The sequence below is a fragment of the Leptospira kirschneri serovar Cynopteri str. 3522 CT genome, assembly GCF_000243695.2.
Classification (GTDB): domain Bacteria; phylum Spirochaetota; class Leptospiria; order Leptospirales; family Leptospiraceae; genus Leptospira; species Leptospira kirschneri.
Window position 1 is genome coordinate 53,057 of sequence record NZ_AHMN02000020.1, and the last position, 25,347, is coordinate 78,403.

A 25,347-nucleotide genomic window follows, 5' to 3' on the forward strand; every position below is an offset into this window, starting at 1 on the left:
GAGAACATAGGCGTTCGGTATTATCATCGAGCGCCTTTTTATTTTGTTTGTGGACTATGATCGAGCCATCTTGCGACTACAAAATAGATAGATAGCTTAATTTCTTTTCCTATTTAACGTGAGTTCGACATAAGAAAGCTGGAGCGAATCTGGCTTGTCACAGGCAAGCCTCTCAACTTTGGTCAATAAATTGTATTCATAAAACATTATATAACAATCGCCTTTAGTTTTAATATAAAACGCGATCCGTAGAGAGCGTTTTACTGAGTTTCAAACGCGATCCAAAACGTACATTTTTTCAAGTGTTCCGACAAGAATGAGACTTTTTACTTGCAAAAAGTATGTTTTTCTGATAGAGAAAAATCTTTCAAATTTTCCCACCACCTCTCTTCCTCCACCCAAAACGTGTACGGTGGGGCCCGATTTTTTACAGAGGATTTGTCGTAATTCCGACAGATTTATATTGAGATCCAAATACTTGTAGGGTTGGTTATGGTAGAGAGCGTTCTGCTTTAGTTTTCCCGCATCGATCCCTTTTCGCGTTAGGCCCTGCTCACTTTATTTAAAATAAATTCGGTCTAGGGAAATCTGGGGGAATTTCTGTCGTCATGGATAGGCCTCAGTTCTGGTCAAGTTCCTGAAGATTATAAAACTATATCCTATTTTTCTAAAATACCAATAACTTGATCCGATATTGTGATTCATAGAGAGAAGCGTTTAACGTGAGTTCGACGCAAGGAATTCATAATTCTGAAAAAAGTTGGAATCTGAACTTTATAGATCGAGTGGAAACTACTGCAAAATTTCATTTGGAAAAGTATGGTTTAAAATCATAAAAAAGATAAAAAGAAACGTAATTTGTCGGAGCTACTACAATAGAGTTGTTGAAAAATTCCATAGTGAAAATTCGTAAAATTGCTTCAATTGTCCATTTCAATCCAATACAAACAGATCAAGAATTAATTTTTCAACAACTCTAATTTATAAAATAGAAGTTTATAATACTTGGATCTATCGTATTCAAGTGTAGGAACTATTACAAAACTTAGGTTTGTCTATAAAATGATGTGGGAACTCTCACAAACCACGATTTTACGAGTAAATTCTAAAGTTGTGGGAACTACTACTTTTAGAAAATTTTTACTCGCGCTGAACCCATGTTAAAATGGGATTTAAATTTTAGTGATGGCCGCAAAACAGCGGTTTTGTGTAGAAAATCGGATGGGCGATGATTCTTTTGACGTTTCATAGTAGTTCCCACAATTCCCAAAGTTTAACTGTAAATTCACGATTTGTGAGTTCCCGCAGATTAAGTCGTATAATAAATTTTTAAACATTTATTTTTTGTGATTCTAGTCGGGGAGTTCCCACATTTATTTTTATGGAAAAATCAGGTTTTTATAAAACAAATCTCTTATGCCCTGCTCACTGGTTTTTCAGAATTGAATGTGTAATTAAAATTGTTTTAAATTCGAATTGACAGTGTAGGTTCAGACCCAAACCATTGACTCAGGATGGTCCAAATGAATAGGATTTTGTCCATTTTCACTTTTATCTCGATTCTATTTCTACTGAGCGTTTGTAAAGAACCGGATCGAAAAATAGAATTAGAAAGTTTCGTCGTAAAAAATGTAATTCATCCTAATAACAATCCATATAATAAAGATAAGGTGGAGTTGGGGAAACTGCTTTATTTTGATAAACGACTTTCACTCAAAGGAGACACGAACTGCGCCATTTGTCATTCGGTGGAAATACTGGATCTAGAAAAAAATTCTCTGCCTAAAAATAAGATTCATAATTCTTCGGCTCCTTCTCTTACCAATGTAGGTTTGTATAAAGACGTATTTATGGACTCTCAAGCAAATGATTTGGAAGAGATCGTAAAAGAAAGAATTCATACGACTGTAATGCTTAAAGATGAAAAAACTATCGTAGCCAGACTCAATCGTGTTCAGGTATACAGAGAACTTTTTGAAAAATCTTTTGGTTCTCCTGAAATAACCATGGATCGGATCGTAAAAGCGATTTCAGCATTTGAAAGGACGATTCTATCTAAAAATTCTAAATTTGATCGTTACGTGATGGGAGAAGAATCCGCGCTTTCTCCGGCCCAAAAAAGAGGATTAGACGTATTTATGAACAAGGCGAAATGTTTTCAGTGTCACAAAGGACCGAACTTTTCGGATTCCGAAAAACATACTACTGGTCTAAGTGGAATCACTCAAAAGGTGAGAACTCCAAGTCTTAGGGACGTTAGCAAGAAAAACAAATTCATGCATAACGGAGAATTTACAAATTTAGAAGACGCAGTAAATCATTTCGTAAATGGAGGGGCAAAAAATTCGATCCAAGACCCACTTCTAAAAGAATCTACAATTACTGAAGAAGAGAAAAAGGATTTAGTTGAATTTTTAAAATCTCTCGAAGGTGAATTTCAACTATTAGAAATACCTAAAATACCAAAGGCATAAAAATTTTTTAATATAACTATATTTATAAAAACTGCTTTAGAATAGTCGTTGATAGGTTATAAGAACAGGTTTAGAAAATAAAAAGGCTCTCTAAAAGAGAGCCTTTTTAAATTAGAAATCGTTATTATTGATTGAATCTTAGAGTTCGTGTTTATAACCGAATCTGTAGATTTGCCCACCGACAACGATCGGATACGCTGGAAAAGGAGAAAGATTCGTGGCTCCTCCAGCAGATTGAGTTTTACCAACTGCATACGCAGCAGACATGATCGTTTCTAATTCAAGAAAAACGTGTCCTTTGTCGGTTACTCTGGCTTGGGTTCCAATTAAAAAGTTAGGAGCAATTCCAGAAGTTCTAAAACGAACGTGCTCACGAGTAGTGATTGGATCCGTTCCGTCTGCGATTAAGTTTGCAACACTTCCTGCTCCCGCTGCGGCTAAAATGTCATGACCTCCTTTGAGGTTATTGGATCCGTTTAAACTCCATCCACCGTTAAAGTAGTTCAGACCGGCTCCCATATACACAGCAGCGTCTTCAGTAACATTCAATTTAATACCAACAGTTGCAGGAATGACGATAGAACTAAATCCCCAGGTCATGTCTACAATGCTATAACCAGCGATGTCCGCTTTTGTAATACCACCGGAAATTTTTTGAGTATATTCTGCAGCAACTCTCCAGAAAAAATATTTACCAAAGTCGGATTCGTAACCTACCATCAAATTTCCTCCGACCATGGCTCCTTTGGTGCTTCTCGCATTGATCAAACCGCCAGTAGTTCTATCGAGGGTAATCAATTTATTTTCAGCGGGAATCGCTTTTCTAGGAGCAACTCCTAGATAATTTCCTTCACCTGCAGGTTTTCCTGGATTTTGTACACAAGTAGGATCGTTTGGACCTACTGTACAAGTATCTGTTGATCGGACTGGACCATAATAACTCGCAGCGTCCAAACCGTCTTTAGTGATGGTTCCTCCTAATTGTCCCAGGTCTAACTGTAACCCAAATCCTACAATTGCATATGTTTTTGCACTTAGGCTTGCAGCCGAAGATAGTGCTACGGCTAAAATGAGCAATGCCTTACTTATGTTACGGATCATTGATAACTCCTTACTCACGATTCGATTGGAATTTGATTGTGTTTCCGGCAAGATTTGTATTTGGCTCTTGAATCCGGATACAGGGGGAACTTTAGAAGTTCATAGATTAGTGTCAAACAGGTTTTCGTAAAAAGGTTGAAAAGTTCCTAAAATTCTACAAAGGAAAATAAAAATGAATTTTCTTTTTTATATCGTTTGTTATATGTCCTTAAAAAATCCTGAACGAATGTTATGATAGAAGTTATATTCAATTTCTTGAGTGATTGAACATAAATCTTATTTTTATTTTTTAATTTTGATTTTAGCAATATAAAAAATATCCATTCTTCCGGATAAAAATAGAAGGTTCTATTTAAGTTTTACTAACAAATTATCCAATAAACATTCAATATAAAATACAGACGATTTTTAAATTCAAAGATAAGAATTTTAAAATCACTATCTGCGTAAAATGAATGTTTTGCGACTTTGAAAACTCATTTTTATAGAGGATTTTCGAAACATAAAATCAGCAAGTTAGAGGAAAATTCTATCCGTTGATTTTTACTCAGGACTCTAAATAACGTGAGTTCGACGTAAGAAAATTGGGGCGAATAATAAACTCAATGCTGCTCACTATGGATCGCAGCATAATAATCGCTTTCGCATTTCTTACGCCCTGCTCACGTTAAATAATAAAGTAACCAGTCTTTTATACTTCAATAATAGAGTGTTGAAAAATTCCATAATGGCGATTAACAAAACTACTTTAATTGTCCATTTCAATGTAACGAAAAACAGATGGAGAATTCATTTTTCGATAACTCCAATAACAAAAGAATGTTAAAAAACTATAAATCGTACAATACAACGATTTCTATCGGAATTACCACGATTCAAAAAGATTCATTCTAAGTTTTTGAGACAGACTCTTTACAAAAAGTAATTTTAATATCAAATTGAATTCTTTTTGAAAGTTTATTTTATGCGGTAGGAAAAATTTACAAGACAACAAAAACATCCGGGCCAAAGGAAAAAAGCCCGGATGAAGTAAAGAATTTATATTCTTTCAATGATTGTGGCGATCCCCATACCACCGCCGATACAAAGAGTAATCAACGCATAACGTTTTTGTCTTCTTTCAAGTTCGTCTAACGCGGTTCCTAGAAGGATTGCGCCGGTTGCTCCGAGAGGGTGTCCAAGAGAAATGGAACCTCCATTGACGTTGATTTTTTCGAGAGGAATTCCAAGAGATCTTTGAGTATAAAGAACCACTGAAGCGAACGCTTCGTTAATTTCCCAAAGGTCTATATCTTCTGGTTTGAGTCCTGCCATTGCCAACGCTTTTTTAGAAGCGGAAACAGGTCCCGTTAACATAATCGTAGGGTCTTCACCGGTAGAAGCCATAGCGGCGATTCTTGCGCGAGGTTTTAAGCCGTATTTTTTAATTCCTTCATCAGAAGCAAGAAGAACGGAAGCGGCTCCGTCTACGATTCCAGAAGAGTTGCCTAACGTGTGGATATGATTGATTTTTCCAATTTCCGGATAAGATTTAAGAGCGATTGCATCTAATTCTTTTTCTCCGATCGTTTTAAAAACGGGAGCCAAATCCGAAAGCCATTCAAATGTAGATTCGATTCTAGGATTTTCATCTGTATCTACTACGGTTCCATCTTCTGTTTTTACTGGAATGATCGATTTTTTAAAGTAACCTTCTTTGATTGCTTTGTCTGCTTTGATTTGGGAAGATTCTGCAAAACGATCCGCTTCTTCGCGGGAGATTCCAAACTTAGTGGCGATTAGATCCGCAGAAATTCCTTGAGGAACTAAATTATAATGTTTTTGAATATTCGGATTTCCGATATTAAAATCTCTTCCGTTCATATCGGCTCCCATTTTGACTCTGGACATGGATTCAACTCCTCCACCCAGAGCAATTTGCATAGAACCGGATTGAACGTGATTTGCTGCGTTGTTCACTGCTTGTAGACCGGAACCGCAAAAACGGTTCACGGTGTAACCAGGAACTGAGTTTGGCCAAAGAGCTGACATGACAGCATAACGTGCAATACAAGCCGCTTGGTCGTCTACTTGAGATACACATCCCATGACTACTTCTTCTACAATTTCAGGTTTGATTCCGTTTCTTTCCTGAATTGCATTTAAGGTGGCGGCGGAAAGTTCTTGCGGATGAATACTTGCAAGTGTTCCTCTTTTTTTACCTTTTCCTCTTGGAGTTCTAACTGCATCGATTACATAAGCGTTTGACATTGTTCTACCTCGCTGCTTAATTTCGCCTTTCGGCGATTTCATGAACAGCTGTTTAGTGAATTTGGGTATTTCGGTTTCCATTTTGAAGAGGCGGGGAAGTTTGCAATTCTTTTTGTTGGAACTTTATGAAGGATCGTTCAAAGTATATTGGAATGAATTGTATAATAATACCATAAATTTTGAAACAAATCTTGGTTTTAGAAGTGAAAATTCAGGCGCGGTTATTCAGAAACTATAGATTAAACGTGAGTTTGGCGTAAGAAAATGAGAAAGAATTTTCTAAAAATATTGAAGAAGCCTTGAGGATTGGAGAAACTTCTACAATTCAGAGAGGTCACACAGTTCTCTCGGAGGATTTACTTTGCAGGAACATTTAAAGACCAACACTTTACACAACACTAAAAATGTAAGTTTTTCACATTTTAAAATTGATTCGTAAAATCATGGTTTGTGTTAGTTCCCACATTTTACGTTAAACAGTACTTTATAATAAAAAATTATTTTTTATATACTACTCGGATGTATAAAAACAGATCAAAAATTAATTGTTGACTTTGTAAAGATGTGGAAGCCATTCAAAAAATGGTGTTTAATCCTGATTTGTTGAAGGAGATCCCACATCAGAATAAGTATTATTTTTATACGTCTGAATAGTCAGTGGGAATTTAAAAAAGAATCTTTTTTAAGATTTAAAGATAGCTATCTTCAAATTCAAAAATTATTTCTTAAAGGTTTTTAAAAATAGTGATTCCTACATTTTTTAAAGAGATTAAATTTAAAATTTGTAAGAGTTCTTGATAAAAATTTAAATGAATTCGTTCCATCAATCCAATAGGATGGAACGCAAAAGTTATCCTAATTGGTTTTGGAGTTCCAAGGTTATAGAAGGAATCGTTTGATGAAGTACATAGTTTCTAAATTCTTTTGGAGGTTTGCCGGTAAATTTTAGACAAGCTCTTCTGAAAGAAGAAGGAGAATTGAAGCCACTCGCCAAAGCCACTTCTAAAAGATTAATATCCGGTCTTTGTTCGATCATACGTTTAGCTTCTTCTAATCTATGAAAGCTTAAAAAATCCGTAAAACTGAGATCTTTATAATTGTTCAAATAGTAAGAAGCTTGGTGAAGTGAAAGCCCGATATAAGCTGAAAAATCGGACAAACGAATTTCTTCGTCCAAATATTCTCTATCTTCCACAAATTTTTGAATTTTCTCTTCGATACGCGAGATGTCTAAACGTTCGACTAAATTTTTAGGATTGGTTTGTAGAGTTTGTGTTTTACTATCTTCCGATTTAACTTCCATCAGTTCGCTAGAAAAACTCACTTTCCAAAATTCAGGATGATTGTATTCTAATATGAAAAAATAAATAATGAAAAATCCCGTAAAAGAAAGTGCAAGGATCATCAAGTTCGGAGCATCTAGCCACATTCCGATCGAATGTATGATGAGTGCCGTACAAAGTGTAAAATTTTGAACCGGATAATTGAGATAGATTTTTTTCATCTTATTTTTAATTGCATAATAAAGATTAAAAATCCCAGCGGAGAATTGTAAGGTAAAAAGAACCGATTTTCCAAAATAAACGATCGAAATTAAGTTTTCTATCATTAGAGAAATGAGAAAGATTATTGGAAAAGAAAGAAAACTATATAGACTCAGACGTAGAGGATTTTGTAATACACCAAAAAGATACATGACGTAGAAAGTGGAAGATAAAGAAGCGCAAACCGCAAATCCATAGTAATAGGAAAAAAAGACGCGCTTTTCGAGATTTAACATTCCATTTGGATCCGAAGTCATAAGTGAAAAAGCTTTGCTATGTCCGATAATTAAAAAGCAAGCGCTCATTAAAAAAATTCCTCGAACAAAATTTAAACGATTTTTAGTTGCTTTGTAAAAGCCAGAAAGGCCGGTCAGAAAACTGATTACTATGCTTGCAGAGTAAAGATATTCTAGATACCGGTTTAATACTTCCTTTAGAAAAATTAAATAATCAATAAAATTCAGATCCGGAAAAAAATCCATTCTACTCTCACCTCTAACGTTTTTTTGACCTAAGATATTTGGAAATTTAAAAATCCATTTGTTAAGTCAAGACGATCAAAATAAATATTTTATTTCCTAAAAATATAAACGGACTCTTGTACTCAAACCAAATCGAAGGATTTTTTCTCTTAAGATTGGAGGAATCAGTTCTAAATAAAAGTACTATCTACTTAGCTAAAAGTCTTTTCAGGATATAAAATGAAATAAAGGAGAATTCCGGACCCATTGAATTATAAATAGTTTATAAAATGAGAATGGATTGATGGTGTAATTTTTGTGTCAAATTTTGTTAAACGAAATTAAATTGCATTAGAAAAGTATTAATTATTTTTAATTTATAATTATTCTAAAACGTTTATAAGTACGATCGGAGATACTCAGAGAAATTAAAATTTTGTTTAGGACCATTCAAATGAATTTTGAAGCTTGGATCGAATTCGAATGAATTTTATTTTATATTCATATAGAAATTAAGGAATTTTAGTTGGAAAGATTTTTGGATTGGTCCTAATAGAATTGGATTTTTGGGAGAGACATTTAACGCATGTTGAGTGTAAGAAAATAAAAAAGAATTTTTTAAAAGTATGAGTTCCCACATTTTAGAATTTGTTCGTAAAATTGTGATTTGTAATAGTTCCCACATCATTTTATAGACAAACTTAAGTTTTGTGGTAGTTCCCACACTTTGAATACGATAGATTCAATTGTTATAAACTTCTATTTTATAAATTGCGGTAGTTCCCACATTTTAGAAATCAATTTGCAAAATTTAGTCCTCAACTTTTTTCAAAAAAATGGAATCATGGTCAAACTCACGCTATTTAACGCGTGTTGAGTGTAAATATCTGTAAAAAGTTTTTATTCCAAAGTTCTTATTATTTTACATTTTAGTTACAATGATTTTTTTCTATTTTAACGTGAGTTCGACGTAAGAAAATCTGAGCGAATCCGGTTTGCCACAGATATCCCGGCCGGGCTATCTGTTTTGGTCAATAAATTGTATGAAAGAAACGTAATATACTACTTCACCTTAAGTTTTAAACGCGACCTGTCGAACGATCCATAGAGAGTGAGACGCTGAGTTACTTCGAACGACCCTTAGGAAGCGATGCATTGAGTTCAGGAGAGCGTTTTGCTTTAGTTTAATTTTGATTCTAAAATCTATTCAACTTGTGGGGCTGGTTATGATAGGGAGCCGTTTTGCTTTAGTTTCCTTTCGCATCTATCCTTTTCACGTTATTTTATGAGAAACGGTTCTTTACTACTCGGACGCATAATACATGAGCTTGTTTCAAAAGTTGGAATATACAACTTCCTTTAAAAACGGCCCACAATTCCGGATTAGACGTAATTTTTGAGAACCTCCGTATTTTTGTAAAATCGATGGGTTAATTTCGGGTATTATTTTTATACGTTCTGGTAGAATTCATTTGATAACTTGGGAGTTTGTAAGACACATAGAATTAGATAAATTAGAAGTTGTATAATAAAATTTAATATTCAGAAATCTTTATGAACTCTAAAGACAAAAATATTAAGAGTTGAACTTTTGTATCTTATGTAATTCGGATTATCAATTATCAAATTCATTTTATAGAATCCCCTTTGAAAATGTGGGAACTATTACATTTATAAAAAGTTTTTTATAAAACGATTGCAGAAGGCATTTTACGCTAAACTGTAATTTGTTCGGACAAATCCTCTCATTCAAAAATTGGATTGAAATTGTGATAAAGTTTATTTCAGAATGATTGGCTTTTCGCATTCTAACTTTTAAAACAAGTTGGCATAGTATTGTTTTCATTCATCCAAGTAATAAAAACGCTGTTTCAGCACAAAATATTAAAAATATATTATATACATAGTTCAGATTACTAAAATTAAAAGTTTTTACATCAATAAAGTAACATGGATTTTAAGTCTGATTTCCGTTTAGAGACAGAATTTTAGAAACTCTATTATATAATTCTAAGCGATCATCAAAATGGATGAAAAATTATCTAAGATTTGTGCAGCTTTGGTTTTTGAGATCAAAACAAATTTAGAGGTTTGCGAATGGGGAAGAAACGCTTGTCAAGAAAAGTCTTAATTTCAGAGTTAAGAATGTATGGCAAACCAAGGTGATTTTCCGAAAAAGACTGAAATGAAAAAACGTCCACTTCATAATATCTATGGAAAAGAGATTCTTCGCAAGCGTCTTGAAGAAGAAAATTTTTCCAGAACGACTCTTTCTTTTTATCGTTATGTGATTTTAGAAAACGTTCAGGAACTCAGAGATCAACTTTACGCCGAATGGGAAATACTCGGAGTTCTGGGAAGAATTTATATCGCAAGAGAGGGAATTAATGCGCAACTATCAATTCCTTCTCACAATCTGGATTTTTTTAGAAAAAATTTAGATTCCAGAAATCAATTTAAGGATATGCCGTTTAAAATTGCGGTGGAAGACGATTCCAAGTCTTTTTTAAAACTCGATTTAAAAATAAAAAAGAAAATTGTAGCCGATGGATTGGACGATGATGCCTTTGATGTGACTAACGTTGGAAAACATCTTTCTGCGGAAGAATTTAATCTTCAGATGGAAGATGAAAATTCTATCGTAGTGGATGTTAGAAATCATTACGAAAGTGAAATCGGTCATTTTGAAAACGCGATTCTTCCTCAGTCGGATACGTTTCGTGAGGAACTTAGGATTTTGTTGGAGTTATTAAACGGAAAAGAAAATCATAAAATTCTAATGTATTGTACCGGAGGAATCCGTTGTGAAAAGGCGAGTGCCTGGCTTAGGCATCATGGATACAAGGACGTCAATCAACTTCATGGAGGAATCATTTCTTATGCCCATGAAGTTTCTCAACAGGGACTTAAATCTAAGTTTAAAGGCAAAAATTTTGTATTTGACGGAAGGCTTCAAGAGACGATCGGAAATGAAGTTATTTCTTCTTGTCATCAATGTGGTGCTAAATGCGATCGTCACGTAAACTGTGAAAATCCTGGATGTCATGTACTTTTTATTCAGTGTCCATCTTGTTCCGAAAAGTTTGAAGGATGTTGTACGTTAGAATGTAAAACAGTTTTACATCTACCCAAAGAAAAACAAAAAGAAATTCGAAAAGGAAAGTTGAACGAAAATCGCTTTTTTTCGAAATCTAAAGTTCGTCCTAAAATTGCAGAACTCTATCGCAAGGATATGGCTTAAATTTTTAAAGTGTAGAAGTTCTTTTAGACCAAAACCAAGCCAGAGTTACTCCTGCAATTGCGTGCCAAATTCCCCAGGTCGCCGCTATAATTGCCATACTTCCCTGACCTTCAAAAAACGCGAAGATCAAAACAAGTCCTAGTCCCGAATTTTGAATTCCGGTTTCTATAGAAATACAACGGGAATCCCTTTCGTCCAAACGCATCAGCTTTGAAAAATAATATCCCAATAAAAATCCAACCGCGTTCATTAGAAAAACGTAAAGGAATACTTTATGAATTACGTTCAAAAAAATCTGAAAGTTTGCAAAAAGTGCAATGAATAAAAACGCGGCAAAGATGAGAGCCGAAAGTATTCGGATCGGTTTAACAATTTTTGCGGTCATTTTTGGTAGAATTTTTTTTGTCAAAAGACCCAGTAGGATCGGGATTATTAATATCATTAAGATTGCTTTAAATACGTCCCAGGTATTTAAGGAGATTGTTTTTAACGTTGTTTCTACAGGGGGATATAAATTTCCCCAGAAGAAAAAATTAAACGGAGTAATCAAGATTGCAAGCGCAGATGAAAACGCAGTAAGCGAAATGGAAAGAGCTGTGTTACCTTTTGCGAGTAGAGTGATAAAGTTTGAAATGTTACCTCCTGGACAGGCAGCTACTAAAAGCATTCCAAGTGCGATTCCGGGAGAAGGATTTAAAATCCAAAGAAGTAAATAAGTGGCAAACGGAAACAATACAAATTGGGACAGTATTCCGGTGATGGAAGATCTGGGTTTATCAACTAACAGTTTAAAATCTTCAAATTTAAGTTCTAAGGCGATTCCGTACATAATCAACCCTAAAAGTAAATTCAAAAAAGCTAAATTACTTTCATTGAAATGAATCCGAACGGAATCTAATTCCTGCATGTTTTTAGTCCGCCCAAGCTACAAAAATTTTCCTTGGTCCGGTAAACGGATGTCTTCCGTGAGATACAGAATAGTTGTCTATCACTAATACGTCTCCGTCTTGCCAGGAAAAAAGAGAGATGTTGCTCCAAAATGTGTTTTGGATCTGTTTTAGTTCGATGCTTGAAATTTCTTGACCGTCTCCGTAAGTGCAATGTGTGTCTAAGTATTCTTTTGGAGTAGTTATTTTTTTGATAAAAGTAAGAAGTTCGAGAGTAGTCGCTACTAAAAATCCTCGGATCGTTTTTTGGCGTGCAAATATTCTCCAGTATTCCTTACGAGCCGCATCTATATGAAACACTTGAGAATGATTATGCCATGCCGATGTGTTGAATTCGGGATGTTTACGAATTGCTAATGTAGTATTTACAAGTCTTAGGTCATCTTTGCCAAACCATTCTACTTTGAAGTTCTGTTTTTTAGAAATTTTTTCGACTTCGTTTTTATCTTTTGTTTGGAACATTTCGTCCCAACGTTTGGTTTTCCAAAATTGAAAACGGGATTGGCTGGAAGGTCCGTCGTAAACTCTAGAATATCGTATTTTTTCTTTTTCGAATTTTTCTCGTATATAAGTCGGAATTTCTTTTAATACTTTTCTAAGATCGGTGATAGGTGTTTCTCCAAACTTACTCGGAGCTTTTCCACAATAGAAAAAAAGTTTTTTAGGTGGAGAATCTAAAAAGCTCATCTCTGCGTGTTGCATGATAGGATAGGCCGGTGGAAGTTCCGTGGCAGTAAACGTGTATTTTGTCACCTGATTACGGGGAGACGTTCCGAGATAATTGTTTTTTAGATTGGGGTCTACGTTTAGAATTACTTCTTCAAAATCTTGAGGAGAGGTCACATTAAATCCTCTAAAAAGGATTGCCCCATATTGTTTAAGATCATCAGTTAACGCGCGTTTGTTGCTTTTAATCCATTGGATTAGGATTTGTTTGCTTTTTTGTGTAGTAGAGTTTGGTTGATAAACTACAGGAAGCGGATTTTCTGGATCTAAAAAACTTTTTGATAATTCGATCGAAGAAGATGTGGTTTTGAGTTTTGTTTGTTTTTTAGAAGCGCTTTTAACTGAGGTTTTTCCCTTTTTTATTTTGGGTTTAGAAAAAGTTTTGGCTGCCATAAATTCTTGTCCCCCGAATGTTTTCCAGATATTACTTCAAAGGGCGGATCTGGAAAAGGCTTTTTAAATACCTTGAAGGATGGAATATTCTGTTTGCAAGAAATATTTGATATAGTAGATATAAATTTAATAAATTGAACTTATGGAGTTGTAATTACTCTATTTGTTTATAGGGTTTAAATGATAAAATGTAATAAAATGATTTAAAAATACATTTTGAACATACTTAGACATAATTTGATCTTTTGTTTTAGTGAGAGGTGTAATATTTGAATTCTGTTTTAAAAGAATTATGTCTGCTAAGTAAAACAATTGTTTCTAAGGTTAGGATTTGAATTTTCCTTTTTTGGAGTTTATTTTGATAACAAGTTCAAATATAAGTCCGTATATTGGCACTGTATTTTGAGATAAAGGTTTCTTTTTTAGGTGTTGGTATAAAAATGTTTGGCCGGAATTCATTTTTTGACTTTAGTATTTAAGAATAAAATAAAATTCTAATTTTATGATTTATTCGATTGTATTTTGAATTCATTCCTGTTTGTTTTGATTGCGGATGGAGTTTTAATCATGACACAAAATTGTATTTATTATTTCCTGTTTTACTTGCGAATGGATCTTAAGTTTGTTGTAAATATTTTTTAAATGAGATCATTTGTCGGGACAACTAATTGAGAACTATGTAATAAAATCCCAAATCGTTTATGCTTTAGTAATGTGAAATTCAGTGTAAAAAAGTTTGGGTGAATCTGGCGTTGCCGGACCGTGCTTTCGGCTTCAGTCAATAAATCGCATGAAAGAAACATAATATGATATTTCATCTTTAGTTACAATTTAGAACGCGATCCGTAGAGAGCCATAACCAACCCCACAAGTTGAAAGAAGATTTTAGAATCAGAATTGAACTAAAGCACAACGCTTTCCTAAACTCAATGCATCGGCTCCCTAAGGGTCGCTCTGCAGGTCGCGTTGGAAACTAAAGCACAACGCTCTCTATGAATCGCGTTGTGGGGTGGGAACTCAGTTTTACAGAGGATTTGTCGTAATTCCGACAGATCTATATTGAAATCTAAATACTTGTGGGGTTGGTTATGGTAGAGAGCGTTCTGCTTTAGTTTCTCTATACCTCAATCGCTTTCGCATCGAATTATACCGAACTCATATGAAACGATACTTTGTGATAAACTTTTAGATACTCAATTTTATGGAATAACCACCTAACAGACGATAAATCCAGATGGAAAAGTTTTTTCTAAAAGTGGTAGTTCTCACATTGGACTGTTTTGGGCGAACTCTAAATAGAAACAGATGGAGAATTCATTTTTCAACAACTCTATTATTGATTTGGATTTTCTGTTGATAAATCTTGATCTTTTCCGATAGATTCCGCAAGAATGAGTCCTAAAAATACGATTGTACATCCTACGATTCGTACCGGTCCGGACGTCTCACCTAATAATAGAAAGGCGATAATCGAAGAAAAAACGGGTTCCAAGGAGAAAATGATTCCCACTCGAGTAGGTGACACATAACGTTGAAATTTGGTTTGTAGAAAAGTAGTCAATACGGAAGCTAAAAGTGCGTTATATAAAACTCCCGGAATTAATCTTATACTTGGATTTAGTCTAACTTTTTCAATTCCGACAAAATGTAGTACAATTATAGAAATCAACGCGAAAAATCCCGCCACAAAGGACTGATAAAATACGGAAACCCGGATCGGTATTTGAGTACTTACTCGATCCATTTGTATGATATACAACGAAAAGAAAATTGCTCCACCTAACGTGATCCAGTCGCCGCTCGTAATTGTTAGGGTGCCTTCCATTCCGATTTCTCCGGCAAATATCAGACATATTCCGGTAAAAACCACAAAAGCACCTAAAAGATTTCCTTTTCCGGGCATTCTCTTTTTTAAAATCGCTTCAAAAATTGGAGTAATAACGACTAACGTTCCTATTAAAAAAGAAGATTTGGTTGCAGTTGTAGTTTTGAGTCCTACTGTTTCACATGCAAATCCGAGATATAAAAACATCCCGAGTAAAAACGCCCCCGGATACCAAATTTTACCATTTCTAAATTCTTTCCAAGCAATCGGTAAAAAGATCATACTTGCGATTCCGAAACGAAGTCCCAGAAATATAGAGGGCGAAGTGTCCCTAAGACCAAAAATAGTCATCGTAAACGTTCCTCCCCATATCAAAGTGCAGAGGATTAGATAGATTTCGTGTCTTATGATAAACATTATATTCTATTTTTCTTAAGTATGATTTTTAGAGGTTCCCATTTGCCGTTTGGTCTGGTTTGTATTTCCACCGTTTCGTAACCTTCTTTCAAAATTTTAATTTTGGTTTCCTTTCGATCTGGAAACAGTTGAAAGTAAAAACCGTTGATTGGATTAGAAACTCTAATTTCTTCCTGAAAATATTTTACTCTTTCGATTTCTACTTTTGCTTCGAGCGGGGTTCCGAATTCATCCGTGATTTTTAGAAAAATCTTTTTTCCTTCCAGAACTTCGTTTAACAATAGGTTCCAAGCTTTCCTCAAGGATACGTTTACCTTTTCCACTTCCTTGTATTCCGGATTGAGATGTGTGGTTTCCAATAGATAAGCGAGTGTTCCGTGTGCAAAGTAGAAATAGTCCTGATCGACTCCATCTATCGGATAGATATTTTTTTTTGCTTCAAATTCCTTTTCTGGATTTAAACTATTCACCGAAGCTGCGATTTTTTTTCCTAACTCCTTTGCTACGTCCGGTTCCGGATTATTTAAAGAATCGATCGAATATGGAATTAACAGACAATTTGCATATGCATGATAGCTAATGGACGCCGCAAACCTTTCCCGATTTGCAAGATCCATCATCGCTTTTGTTTCCGATTCGGATCCAGGCGAGGGACCTCTATAAAAGTAATTAGAAGGATTAGAAGAAGAATATCCTCCTCCAGCTTTTCCCCAATAAAACGGATAGTTGCGATTGATATCCACTCCGGGGTTTAACTTGTCGTTGACCGGACCGGAACCCGGATAGCCGTTTTTTCTTCCCATCAGATTAGATACGTGCCAAAAATGTCTGGCACCGTCCGGATTTACGATGGGTACAATCCAGATTTTCATCTTATTTAGGATTTCTTTATATTCTTTTGGTCTAGATAATATGGAATAAATTATATCGTAGCAGTGTTCAATGGATATGACTTCGTTTGCGTGATGGGCGCAGTTGAAAAGTACGGAAATTTTCTCTTCGTCCGGAGTGGTTGTGTTTGTAATAAGTAGGGCCGGAATTTCCCTGCCTCTGGCGGTTTTGCCGATCACCTCCATTCTGGCTTGTTCCGAATATAAATTTGCGATTCCAAGTAAATAATGAATATTTAATATATTATCTTTATAACCCTTTTTTAAATCTTCAAGACTCGTAAATCTTTCGTTGATCAATTCCTGATAATTGCCTGAATAATATTTAAATGGAAGATATTGTTTGACGACGGAAATTCCGGGAGATGGAAATCCGAACTTATCTATGTCTTGTTTATTGATTACGGAATAATAAGAATCAGATTCCTGATAACTGATCTTATACTTTCCTCCGGTTTTTTCTTTAAATTCTCCCAGTCGTCCCGGATCAATTCGAACGAGTAACATTTTTCTTGGATCATTTAAGGGAGAATTTGGAATCTTTTTGTGGAAGAAACCTGCGCAGGAAACAAATAAAAACAGACAGATGCAGACTGTAAATACGGTATTTGAAGGAAGATACGATTTCATTCTTTATAAAATATTGGAACTAGTTTGTTCTTATCGCTTTCAGAATCCAGAGATTTTTTTTAAATACTTGATTGATTTGTCCGTTTCGTTTTTCAGTCTATCCTCATTCTAAAAGATTCTTTTTAGTTTTAAATCTTTTTGGTTAGGATCTTATATGAAATTTGAAATTCGAAATTTTCTTTTTTTGGTGGTGATGATTTTGATCGCCTACCGAGGATGGATGTGTAAGTTGCTTGCTGATCCTTCGGCTTGTGGAGGAAAAGAAATTCCAGGAATGAAATGTATTCCCGCCGGAGAATTTATACGCGGAAGTAATGTTTACGATGCAGATGAAAAACCGGAAGAGAAGGTTTATGTAAGTGACTTTTATATGGATGTCTATGAGGTCACCAACGAAGATTTTGACAAATGTAAAAACGCAGGCAAATGCCAAGAGTGTTTAAAAACCGGAAAGTGTAATTATATCGGTCCACGTTATGGTAAACCTTACTTAGGCCCTAAACAACCTGTAACAGGAGTTAGTTGGTATACTGCCAAAGAGTTTTGTGAATGGGCCGGTAAAAGACTTCCAACGGAAGCGGAGTGGGAAAAAGCTGCCAGGGGGCCGAACGGAAATTTATATCCCTGGGGAAATGAACCGGCAACATGTGAAAGAGCGGTCATTGAAGTAGGGGACGTTAAAGGATGTGTCTCTAAAAAGACGGAAAAACCTCATTTAATGCCGACTGCAAATGTAGGCACAAAAGCTCCTGGAGTTTATGGATTGTTTGATATGGCTGGAAATTCCTGGGAATGGACCGCGGATTGGTATTCCACTTCCTTTAAGGCTTGTGGCGATTTTTGTAGAGGAAAAGATCCTAAGGGACCTTGTGACGGAAAGGAAGTTTGTCCAGGTTATAAGAAAAAAGTTTTAAAAAGTGGTTCTTGGTGGTGGCCCGCTCATTATGCGAGAGGCTCTAAAAGAAGATCTCATATTCCGGAAAATTTTCCAGAATATCACCATTTCGGATTCCGTTGTGCAAGGGATGTAAATAAATAATATGTTCAATTATTTTAAATTAAGAATTTATGTTATTCTTATGTTTTTTTCTTTTGTTTTTTCGTTCTGCTCTGGACCAAAAAAAATCGAAGAAAATCAAGTTGGTTCTTTAAATGGGGAGGATATAGTTTCTAAACTTAAAGAAACTCCTCAGGAAACTCTCGTTCCTACCAAGTGGGACGTGGGTGACACTACGGTTTCTAACGAAGACCGTTTGGATCTTCTCATTCCTCACGTTCGAAATTTAGGAAACGTTTACGTTGGAGTTGGTTCGGAACAAAATCTTACGATTGCTGCTTGGGCTAAGTCGGATTTTATTTATCTTATGGATTTCACTCAGATTGTGGTTCACGCGAATATGATCACGATTCTCTTTCTACAAAAAGGTGAAAAGAAAGAGGATTTCATTCGTCTTTGGGGAAAAGAGGGGGAAAAGGAAGCGCTTGAATTGATTCAGGTTTCTTTTTCGGATCCGGAAATTTACAAAAAGGTTTATAAACAGGCCTCTCCATTTATTCGAAAACGTCATAGAACCAATTTGATGCTTTCTAAGAAATATGATTATAAGATGTTTCAGACAGACGATGAACAATATTCTTATATTCGAAAGTTGGCTATTGAAGGAAAAATTTTACCGGTTCGAGGAAATCTTTTAGGGAATATTACGTTAACCGGTATTGGCAACACTTTGAAAAAAATAGGCCGTAAAGTGGGGGTTATTTATTTTAGTAATGCGGAAGAATATTTCGCTTATCCTCAAGAATTTAAAAACTCTATCCTCAATCTTCCAATTGCAGAAAATTCTCTTGTGGTGAGAACGATTTCGGTTCGTAAGGATTTGTTTCCTTGGTCTCCCGGATCGGAGATTTCTACGGATCGAGGTTTTCATTATTGTGTTCAAAAAATTTCCAACTTTCAAAAATGGTTATCCAGTGGCAAACCGGGGCTTCGTTCTTTACAAGTAATGGTGGAAGGTGGAACCGTGGATAAGAAAAATGGTATCACGGTTGTTGATAAGGAACCGGTCGTTACGGATGATAAATTGCCTAAGACGGGTGGTTAAATATAAATCATTGTCGTTCTATGGTTAAGTATAGATGATTGGCGTATTATAGTTAAATGGTTTAATAAATATTAAAATTTAATTATATTCAAAAGTTATATTTTTTCTTTTTGTTTGTTTAAACGGCTGCTTTTAGGTGTGCAGGAAATCTGCATTCAAAATTCAATCTCTTTTTTTAGAGACGTAATTTATGTGAGTTCCCACAAATCGTGGATTTACAGTTAAACTTTGAAAATTGTGGGAACTACTATGAAACGCTAAAAGAACCATCGTCCAATTCGATTTTTACACAAAATTACTGTTTTATGGCCATCATCAAAATTTAAAATCCCATTTTAATGTGAGTTTAGCTTAAGAAATAATTTTCTAAAAGTAGTAGTTCCTACAATTTTAGAATTTGTTCGTAAAATCGTGATTTGTGAGAGTTCCCACATCTGAATACGATAGGTTTAATTGTTATAAACTTCCATTTTTTAAATTGTGGTAGTTCCCACGTCTTTAGAGTTTCACAGTAAAATAACGATTTTAAAAACTACTTCACTTGAATTGGGTATAACGCGAAAGGGATCGATGTGAGAGAACTTAAGCAAAACGCTCTCTCAAACTAAAGCGTCTCACTCCCCATCATAACTTTACCCACAAATATTTGGATCTCAATAGAGTTGTTGAAAAATGAATTCTCCATCTGTTTCTATTTCATGGAAACGAGCAATTGAAATAGTTTTGTTAAACTGAACTATGGAATTTTTTAACAACTCTAATATAAATCTGTGGGAATTACGACAAATCCTCTGTAAAAAGATCGGCCCCGCCCCACAACGCGACCCATAGGAAAGCGTTGTGTTGAGTTTCCAACGCGACCCTTAGGAAAGCGACACGCTGAGTTTCCAACGCGATCCTTAGGAAAGCGACACGCTGAGTTTCCAACGCGATCCAGGAAGCTCAGCAAATGCTTCTCTAAGGATCGGCATTCAGGGAGCCGATGCATTGAGTTTGAGGAAGTGTTGTGCTTGAGTTCAATTTTGATTCTAAAATCCTCTTCAACTTGTGTGGGTTGGTTATGGCCTCTACAGATCGCATTGTATATTAAAACTAAAGATAATTATTATATAATGTTTACTGTATACAATTTATTAACCAAAGTCCGGTTCGGTTGCCTGTGGCAAGCCGGATTCGCCCAATCTTTCTTTACATTATTGAAGTTTAAAACGATTTGGTATCTTATTGTATAATCTTGAGTAACAGATAAATTCTGAAATAAAATAATATAGCTAATGAGTATTAGGTGATATATGTAGAGGAAATAAATTTTTAATCTGGTTTTTTAAACTTGTCGCATCGAAAGAACTAACTTTTCGTCCCAGATCTTGAACTACTGCTAAAATATTTTGAATTAAAAGATTAGTTGCGATATCGTCATTCGCTTTTTCGAAATGTTCAAAATCAATATAAAGTCGGTAGTCTGCGGAATTTTGTTTTTTCTGATAGAGTCTACGCTCTTTATAAAATTCTTTAAGATCCGTACGAATTAAGATAGGGATCACACCAATGGATTTAATATTGGCTCCATAGTCTTTATCTAAGAAATGTTTGTTTAGAATCGATTCTACGCTTTTTCTAACGCGGCGAAATTTGTCTGGAACGTTTTGACTGAAACGTCCGTCGATTTCGGAGCTGATAAAAAATTTCATGTTCGTTTATTTTAAATTATTTTCTTTCAAGGTAAAGAATAAAACCTTGCGATAACGTGATTTAATATAATAAGAATCTGTCGAGCGTCAATAGAAGTGAGGCACTTTCGTTATTCAGATTGATCTTTCTGATAAAGTGCGATTTGGTTTTGAGACACCTGTAAGTTAACTGGAGAAAATTGAGTTGTGGTACGTTTTGAGTATAGAGCGGTAAAATAAAAATTTCTAGAAATTCTAATCAAGTATATTATAATTCTCTAAAATATTAATTAACAATTGTTTTCCAAGAAGAAGAAAGTCTAGAGATTTTGCCGTTTTCGGTCTTTTGTATCCTTTCCTTAAATAAAGATTTGCTGTAGTTTTAAAGAACTTGGGTTGAATCAATTCATTTTATAAACCTGAAATTTATCATAAAAAGCTGAATATCGGAATTTATACAATCTGTGATTTTTATAGATAAATTCAGAAAGTTCTAAATCGAACTTATGTTAAATAAAAGAAGAAACGCATGTCTTAGGAATCGATCCCACATAAAATAGTCCTTCTTAAACAAAGGAAGAAACAAATAAAGAATCAAAATTAAACACTAATTACAAAGTTTCAATCCACTTCCTTCTTAAACAAAGGAAGAAACCTGATTGATTTTTTCTCATCGTTTGAAAGCCAACCCGTTTCAATCCACTTCCTACTTAAACAAAGGAAGAAACAGCGGCTGCACAGTCTCTAATTGATGTATTAGGAAAAGATTTATTAGTTTCTCTAGACATAATTATCGCGAACCTACTGACGCCATACTGTATAAACGTTAAGCAAAACTGTTCAATCGCTAAACGGTGGTTATTCGTTTGAGTGCGAATGGGCCGCAATTGATCGGGAGAAACAGGTTCGCAAAAAGCGCTTCATCATAAAATGGTCCGCTTTTTAAAGTCAAGAATATAAACTATAAATTCTTTAGTTTTAAGTCTAAGTAGATGGATATCTAGGAATGAATTTTCAGAAGATTGATTTAAACGTTTAGTAAAAATTCGGTCTCAATAACTCATTTTATAGAGTATGGAATTTTTCTCTTACTTTATGACTACATAAAAGAACCCAATCCAATAAAGAGCATTCTGCTTTAGTTCTAAAAAATGGAGAGCCGTAAGTTTTACTGCAAAACCCTAAAATACTGGGAAATTGATTGTATGGTTCTGAATAAGAACCATGGATTTAAAACAGTTTAAATTTGAACGTACTTTTTATACCATCCTAAATTGATTTGGATCAAGTATAAAAATATTATTAATTTAGTAAATTATATAGTTTTAATGTTATATTAAGAAGATAAATTTATTTTAAGTATAACCTAAGTGACGTTAGTTTATTTTGATCTCCCTTTAGAAATATGTATTTTTATTTATGATAAAAATTGCAAAGGTTTAAACACATTTTTTGTTTTCGTTTTTAAAGTAAACATGAGTCAAAAGATAAACTTCGGATTAAATTAATTTTTATTATTTACACTATATAATAATTTCAGAAAATATTAAACCTCAAAAGGGGAAAGTGAATAGATGAAGAATTATATAATGCGAGGAGGAGAACAGGAACTTCCTCCCCCTTATAGGATGAAACAAGTTGAATTTTATGCTTTTTGTATACAAGGAAATCAGAATGCAATTCAATCGATTGTGGATCGTGAATTAAACGCCCCTGCAAGTGGAAGGGCACACTATCACGTGTTTAGCGACTACTTGTTTTTAGTATTTGCAAAGCAACAATACCTTGCTCCGGGTAATGATTGTGGCTGGGTAGAAGAAACGGATGTAGGTTTTTGGATACCTCTTTTTGAAAAAGAGATTCATGGAATCCGTTTTTATCAACCGTATCTCTTTGTGGACATATCTACTGCTATGGCAACCGGAAGAGAAATTTATGGTTTTCATAAAATTCAAGGTCAATTCCAAATTCCTTCTCTTCGAGTTCCTCCGGAATACTTTTCTGTGGACGCGATTACACCTCGTGGTAAAGATCGTCAGGCTATTTCTCAAAGGATGTTTACTCTTAGTTGTACTCCCGGAGAATCTAGAACAAAAAAATCGTACGATGAATTTTCTAAACTCGGAAATCATCTCGTTGAAATTCTTTTTGATGATCCTTCTAAAATCAAAATTCCTGACGCTAATATTACGATCAATCTCTGGGACAATTTATTTCATTCAGAAATTATAATGGTTTTTTTAAAACAATTTAGGGATGCGGCCGATCCTACATTGGCCTGTTATCAAGCGATCGTAGAAGCGAGTAGTAACGTTACCTGTTTTCGTAAAGGTGGAGATTTAGAAGGAAATTACATTTTAGATGTATTAAGTAATCCATACTTTCCTTTTGTTTCAGATTTCGGTTTAAAAAGTACTTCAATACCGATTCAATTTGGAATTTGGTGCGATTTTGATTTCGATTTTTCTCCAGGGAGAATTATTCATCAAAACGTCTAGAATTTTGTCTCAAAGAAGTATCGTTTATTAGGGTTGAACTGATTTTAAGATGGTTTGTAGGCGATAATAAAATTTTAAAATATAATTTAATTATTGTTAGGTGTATTTATGAAAAATAAAAAAGAAAAAGTAATTATACTCGGCGGGGGATTGGGATCTCTCGTTACAGCTTACGAGATCACTTCTAAACCCGACTGGAAAGAACATTACGATATTACGATTTATCAATTAGGTTGGAGGCTTGGCGGAAAAGGTGCAAGCGGTAGAAATCAAGACGTATTTAACAGGATCGAAGAACACGGATTACATATCTGGTTCGGATTTTACGATCACGCTTTTCAACTGATTAGAAAATGTTACGAAGAACTTTCAAGACCTCTTACCAGTCCATTAGCCATCTGGGAAGAAGCTTTTAAACCGGCTAATTTTTTTGTACTTCAGGAATTCGTCAATGGAAGTTATCAACCTTGGCCGTTTCATTTTCCAATGAACGACCGGATTCCGGGTGATACGACTGAACTTCCAGATCCTGCGGTTTATCCTTCTATGATTTTAGAATATTTGAATGAATATTATAAAAATCGTAAGCAATATATTTTCCCCGAAAATGAATGTGCAAAAGATCATACCATTTGGAAAGAAATTTTAGAATGGATAGGGGACGCGGCGGACGAAACGGATTTGGACGTGATTGGAAAAGCCATTCTCGTTTTGAAAAATCTTTTGAATCAATTAAGCAAAGATTTTTCCCATGATCGTTTTCTGAAACTTATAGATCAATTCGTTGATGGTCTTTGGACAAAGATGGAGAAAAGAATTGAATCGAATACGGAGGCGAGAAGGTTTTGGATTCTCGTCGATTTCAGTCTTATGAATATTAAAGGAATGATCCGAGACAAAGTTTTTGAAAATGGTTTTGAAAGTATAGACGACTTTGATTATAGAGAATGGTTGAAACTTCATGGAGCGAACGAACTTACGATCAACTCCGCAATTGTACAGGGGATTTACGGTCTCGTTTTTGCGGGAAGAAGTCAATATACGTTTGCCGCCGGCACGGCTCTCAAAGGCGCTTTGAGAATGTTATTCACTTATAAAGGCGCGGTTGCATATAGAATGCAAGCTGGAATGGGAGACGTCATTTTCACTCCTATATATGAAATATTGAAACAACGGGGAGTTCAGATTAAATTCTTTCATAGAGTGAGGGAATTGATTCCAGGAAGTTCGGATGGACAATCCTGGATTCAAACCGTAAAAATTGGTAAACAGGTAAACTTAAAAAAAGATGAATATTCTCCTTTGGTCGACGTAAAAGGACTCGGTTGTTGGCCGAGTGAACCTATTTACGATCAGATTGTAGAAGGAGAAACATTAAAAAAAGATCATATAGATTTGGAAGACTATTGGTCTAAATGGCAGGACAAAGAAGAAATTGTTTTAGAGTATGGAAAAGATTTTGATCGAATTGTGTTTGGGATTTCCATTGGTGCAATTCCATTTTTGTGTCCAAAAATTTTAGAACAGAATTCCAATTGGAAACAAATGATAGAATCGGTTCAAACGTGTCTAACGGATGCGTTTCAACTTTGGATGTATCCGGATATCGCAGGGTTAGGGTGGAAGTATTGGAAAAATGAACCTCCCGTATTGGGCTCATATGTAGAACCTTTTGATACTTGGTGTGATATGAGTCATTTGATCAATAGAGAATCTTGGTCTGATTCTCTCTCACCAAATCATATTGCCTATTTTTGCGGACCTTCTCCGCCAGGAATCGCCCCTATCGATCCTTTAGTTGATCCAAATATATCAAAGCAGATGGAAAAATTAAAAGAAAGAGTAATTCAATTTTTACAAGAAAACGCACAAAGTATTTGGCCTAATTCTGTACAAGCCGCCGGATTCAATTGGGATTTATTGTTGGATCCGAACAAGACCAAGGGGTCGAAGAGAATCGAATCCCAGTATCTTCGTTTAAATATTCAGCCTACGGAAAGATATGTTTTATCTATAAAAGGTTCTACAAAATACAGGCTTTCCGCGGGAAAAAATGGATATTCTAATCTTGTGATTACAGGGGATTGGATCGAAAATTCGGTGTTAAACGCCGGATGTGTGGAAAGTACAGTAGTAAGTGGCATCCAAGCCGCTAAGTGTTTTTGTTAGATATTTTGA

The 25,347-nt window shown here is 34.9% G+C and carries 14 protein-coding genes; 6 read left to right on the forward strand and 8 right to left on the reverse strand.

Going from position 1 to position 25,347, the window contains the following annotated elements; all coding sequences use genetic code 11:
* The first annotated feature begins 1,523 nt into the window (after nt 1-1,523).
* Nucleotides 1,524-2,474: a cytochrome-c peroxidase gene (locus LEP1GSC049_RS209255; RefSeq protein WP_004768737.1), complete on the forward strand. Its 951-nt coding sequence runs from the start codon at nt 1,524-1,526 to the stop codon at nt 2,472-2,474.
* Between the two features lie 138 nt (nt 2,475-2,612).
* Here LEP1GSC049_RS209255 and LEP1GSC049_RS209250 read toward each other — a convergent pair whose 3' ends face one another.
* The 3 genes from LEP1GSC049_RS209250 to LEP1GSC049_RS209240 form a co-directional block, all read right to left on the reverse strand.
* On the reverse strand, nt 2,613-3,575 hold the full coding sequence (locus LEP1GSC049_RS209250) for a porin OmpL1 (RefSeq protein ID WP_004753552.1): 963 nt from the start codon (nt 3,573-3,575) through the stop codon (nt 2,613-2,615).
* A 1,038-nt stretch (nt 3,576-4,613) separates the two neighbouring features.
* On the reverse strand, nt 4,614-5,825 hold the full coding sequence (locus LEP1GSC049_RS209245) for an acetyl-CoA C-acetyltransferase (protein WP_004753655.1): 1,212 nt from the start codon (nt 5,823-5,825) through the stop codon (nt 4,614-4,616).
* A gap of 850 nt (nt 5,826-6,675) precedes the next feature.
* Nucleotides 6,676-7,851 carry an AraC family transcriptional regulator gene (locus LEP1GSC049_RS209240; RefSeq protein WP_004754200.1) on the reverse strand — a complete coding sequence of 392 codons (1,176 nt, stop codon included), beginning with the start codon at nt 7,849-7,851 and terminating at the stop codon, nt 6,676-6,678.
* A gap of 2,128 nt (nt 7,852-9,979) precedes the next feature.
* Here LEP1GSC049_RS209240 and trhO point away from each other — a divergent pair.
* Nucleotides 9,980-11,071 (forward strand): oxygen-dependent tRNA uridine(34) hydroxylase TrhO, encoded by a 1,092-nt coding sequence (trhO, locus tag LEP1GSC049_RS209235; protein ID WP_004755431.1) that lies wholly within the window; start codon nt 9,980-9,982, stop codon nt 11,069-11,071.
* 4 nt (nt 11,072-11,075) lie between these two features.
* On the opposite strand, the gene LEP1GSC049_RS209230 is transcribed toward trhO, so the two are convergent.
* The 4 genes from LEP1GSC049_RS209230 to LEP1GSC049_RS209215 form a co-directional block, all read right to left on the reverse strand.
* Nucleotides 11,076-11,978, reverse strand: coding sequence for a bile acid:sodium symporter family protein (locus LEP1GSC049_RS209230; RefSeq protein ID WP_004763285.1), 903 nt, complete (start codon nt 11,976-11,978; stop codon nt 11,076-11,078).
* A 4-nt stretch (nt 11,979-11,982) separates the two neighbouring features.
* Complete coding sequence (locus tag LEP1GSC049_RS209225) at nt 11,983-13,137, reverse strand: TauD/TfdA family dioxygenase (RefSeq protein WP_016561156.1); 1,155 nt, start codon at nt 13,135-13,137, stop codon at nt 11,983-11,985.
* A gap of 1,333 nt (nt 13,138-14,470) precedes the next feature.
* The gene (locus LEP1GSC049_RS209220; protein ID WP_004755423.1) at nt 14,471-15,379 is read right to left on the reverse strand and encodes a DMT family transporter; all 909 of its coding nucleotides are present in this window, start codon (nt 15,377-15,379) and stop codon (nt 14,471-14,473) included.
* Nucleotides 15,379-16,899 (reverse strand): M14 family zinc carboxypeptidase, encoded by a 1,521-nt coding sequence (locus tag LEP1GSC049_RS209215; RefSeq protein WP_016561157.1) that lies wholly within the window; start codon nt 16,897-16,899, stop codon nt 15,379-15,381. The genes LEP1GSC049_RS209220 and LEP1GSC049_RS209215 overlap by 1 nt, the downstream gene beginning before the upstream one ends.
* 154 nt (nt 16,900-17,053) lie before the next feature.
* Between LEP1GSC049_RS209215 and LEP1GSC049_RS209210 the strand changes: the two genes are divergently transcribed.
* Nucleotides 17,054-17,938 carry a formylglycine-generating enzyme family protein gene (locus tag LEP1GSC049_RS209210; protein WP_004759463.1) on the forward strand — a complete coding sequence of 295 codons (885 nt, stop codon included), beginning with the start codon at nt 17,054-17,056 and terminating at the stop codon, nt 17,936-17,938.
* Nucleotide 17,939: 1 nt separating this feature from the next.
* Entirely contained in the window at nt 17,940-19,001 is a 1,062-nt protein-coding gene (locus LEP1GSC049_RS209205; protein ID WP_016748542.1) for an LIC_10091 family lipoprotein, read from the forward strand.
* Nucleotides 19,002-20,272: 1,271 nt separating this feature from the next.
* On the opposite strand, the gene LEP1GSC049_RS209200 is transcribed toward LEP1GSC049_RS209205, so the two are convergent.
* On the reverse strand, nt 20,273-20,692 hold the full coding sequence (locus LEP1GSC049_RS209200) for an Imm44 family immunity protein (RefSeq protein ID WP_004755163.1): 420 nt from the start codon (nt 20,690-20,692) through the stop codon (nt 20,273-20,275).
* 1,553 nt (nt 20,693-22,245) lie between these two features.
* Between LEP1GSC049_RS209200 and LEP1GSC049_RS209195 the strand changes: the two genes are divergently transcribed.
* Both LEP1GSC049_RS209195 and LEP1GSC049_RS209190 read left to right on the forward strand, forming a co-directional pair.
* On the forward strand, nt 22,246-23,169 hold the full coding sequence (locus tag LEP1GSC049_RS209195; RefSeq protein ID WP_025178459.1) for an acetoacetate decarboxylase family protein: 924 nt from the start codon (nt 22,246-22,248) through the stop codon (nt 23,167-23,169).
* 108 nt (nt 23,170-23,277) lie between these two features.
* Nucleotides 23,278-25,338 carry an NAD(P)-binding protein gene (locus tag LEP1GSC049_RS209190; RefSeq protein WP_004769624.1) on the forward strand — a complete coding sequence of 687 codons (2,061 nt, stop codon included), beginning with the start codon at nt 23,278-23,280 and terminating at the stop codon, nt 25,336-25,338.
* The last annotated feature ends 9 nt before the right edge of the window (nt 25,339-25,347 follow it).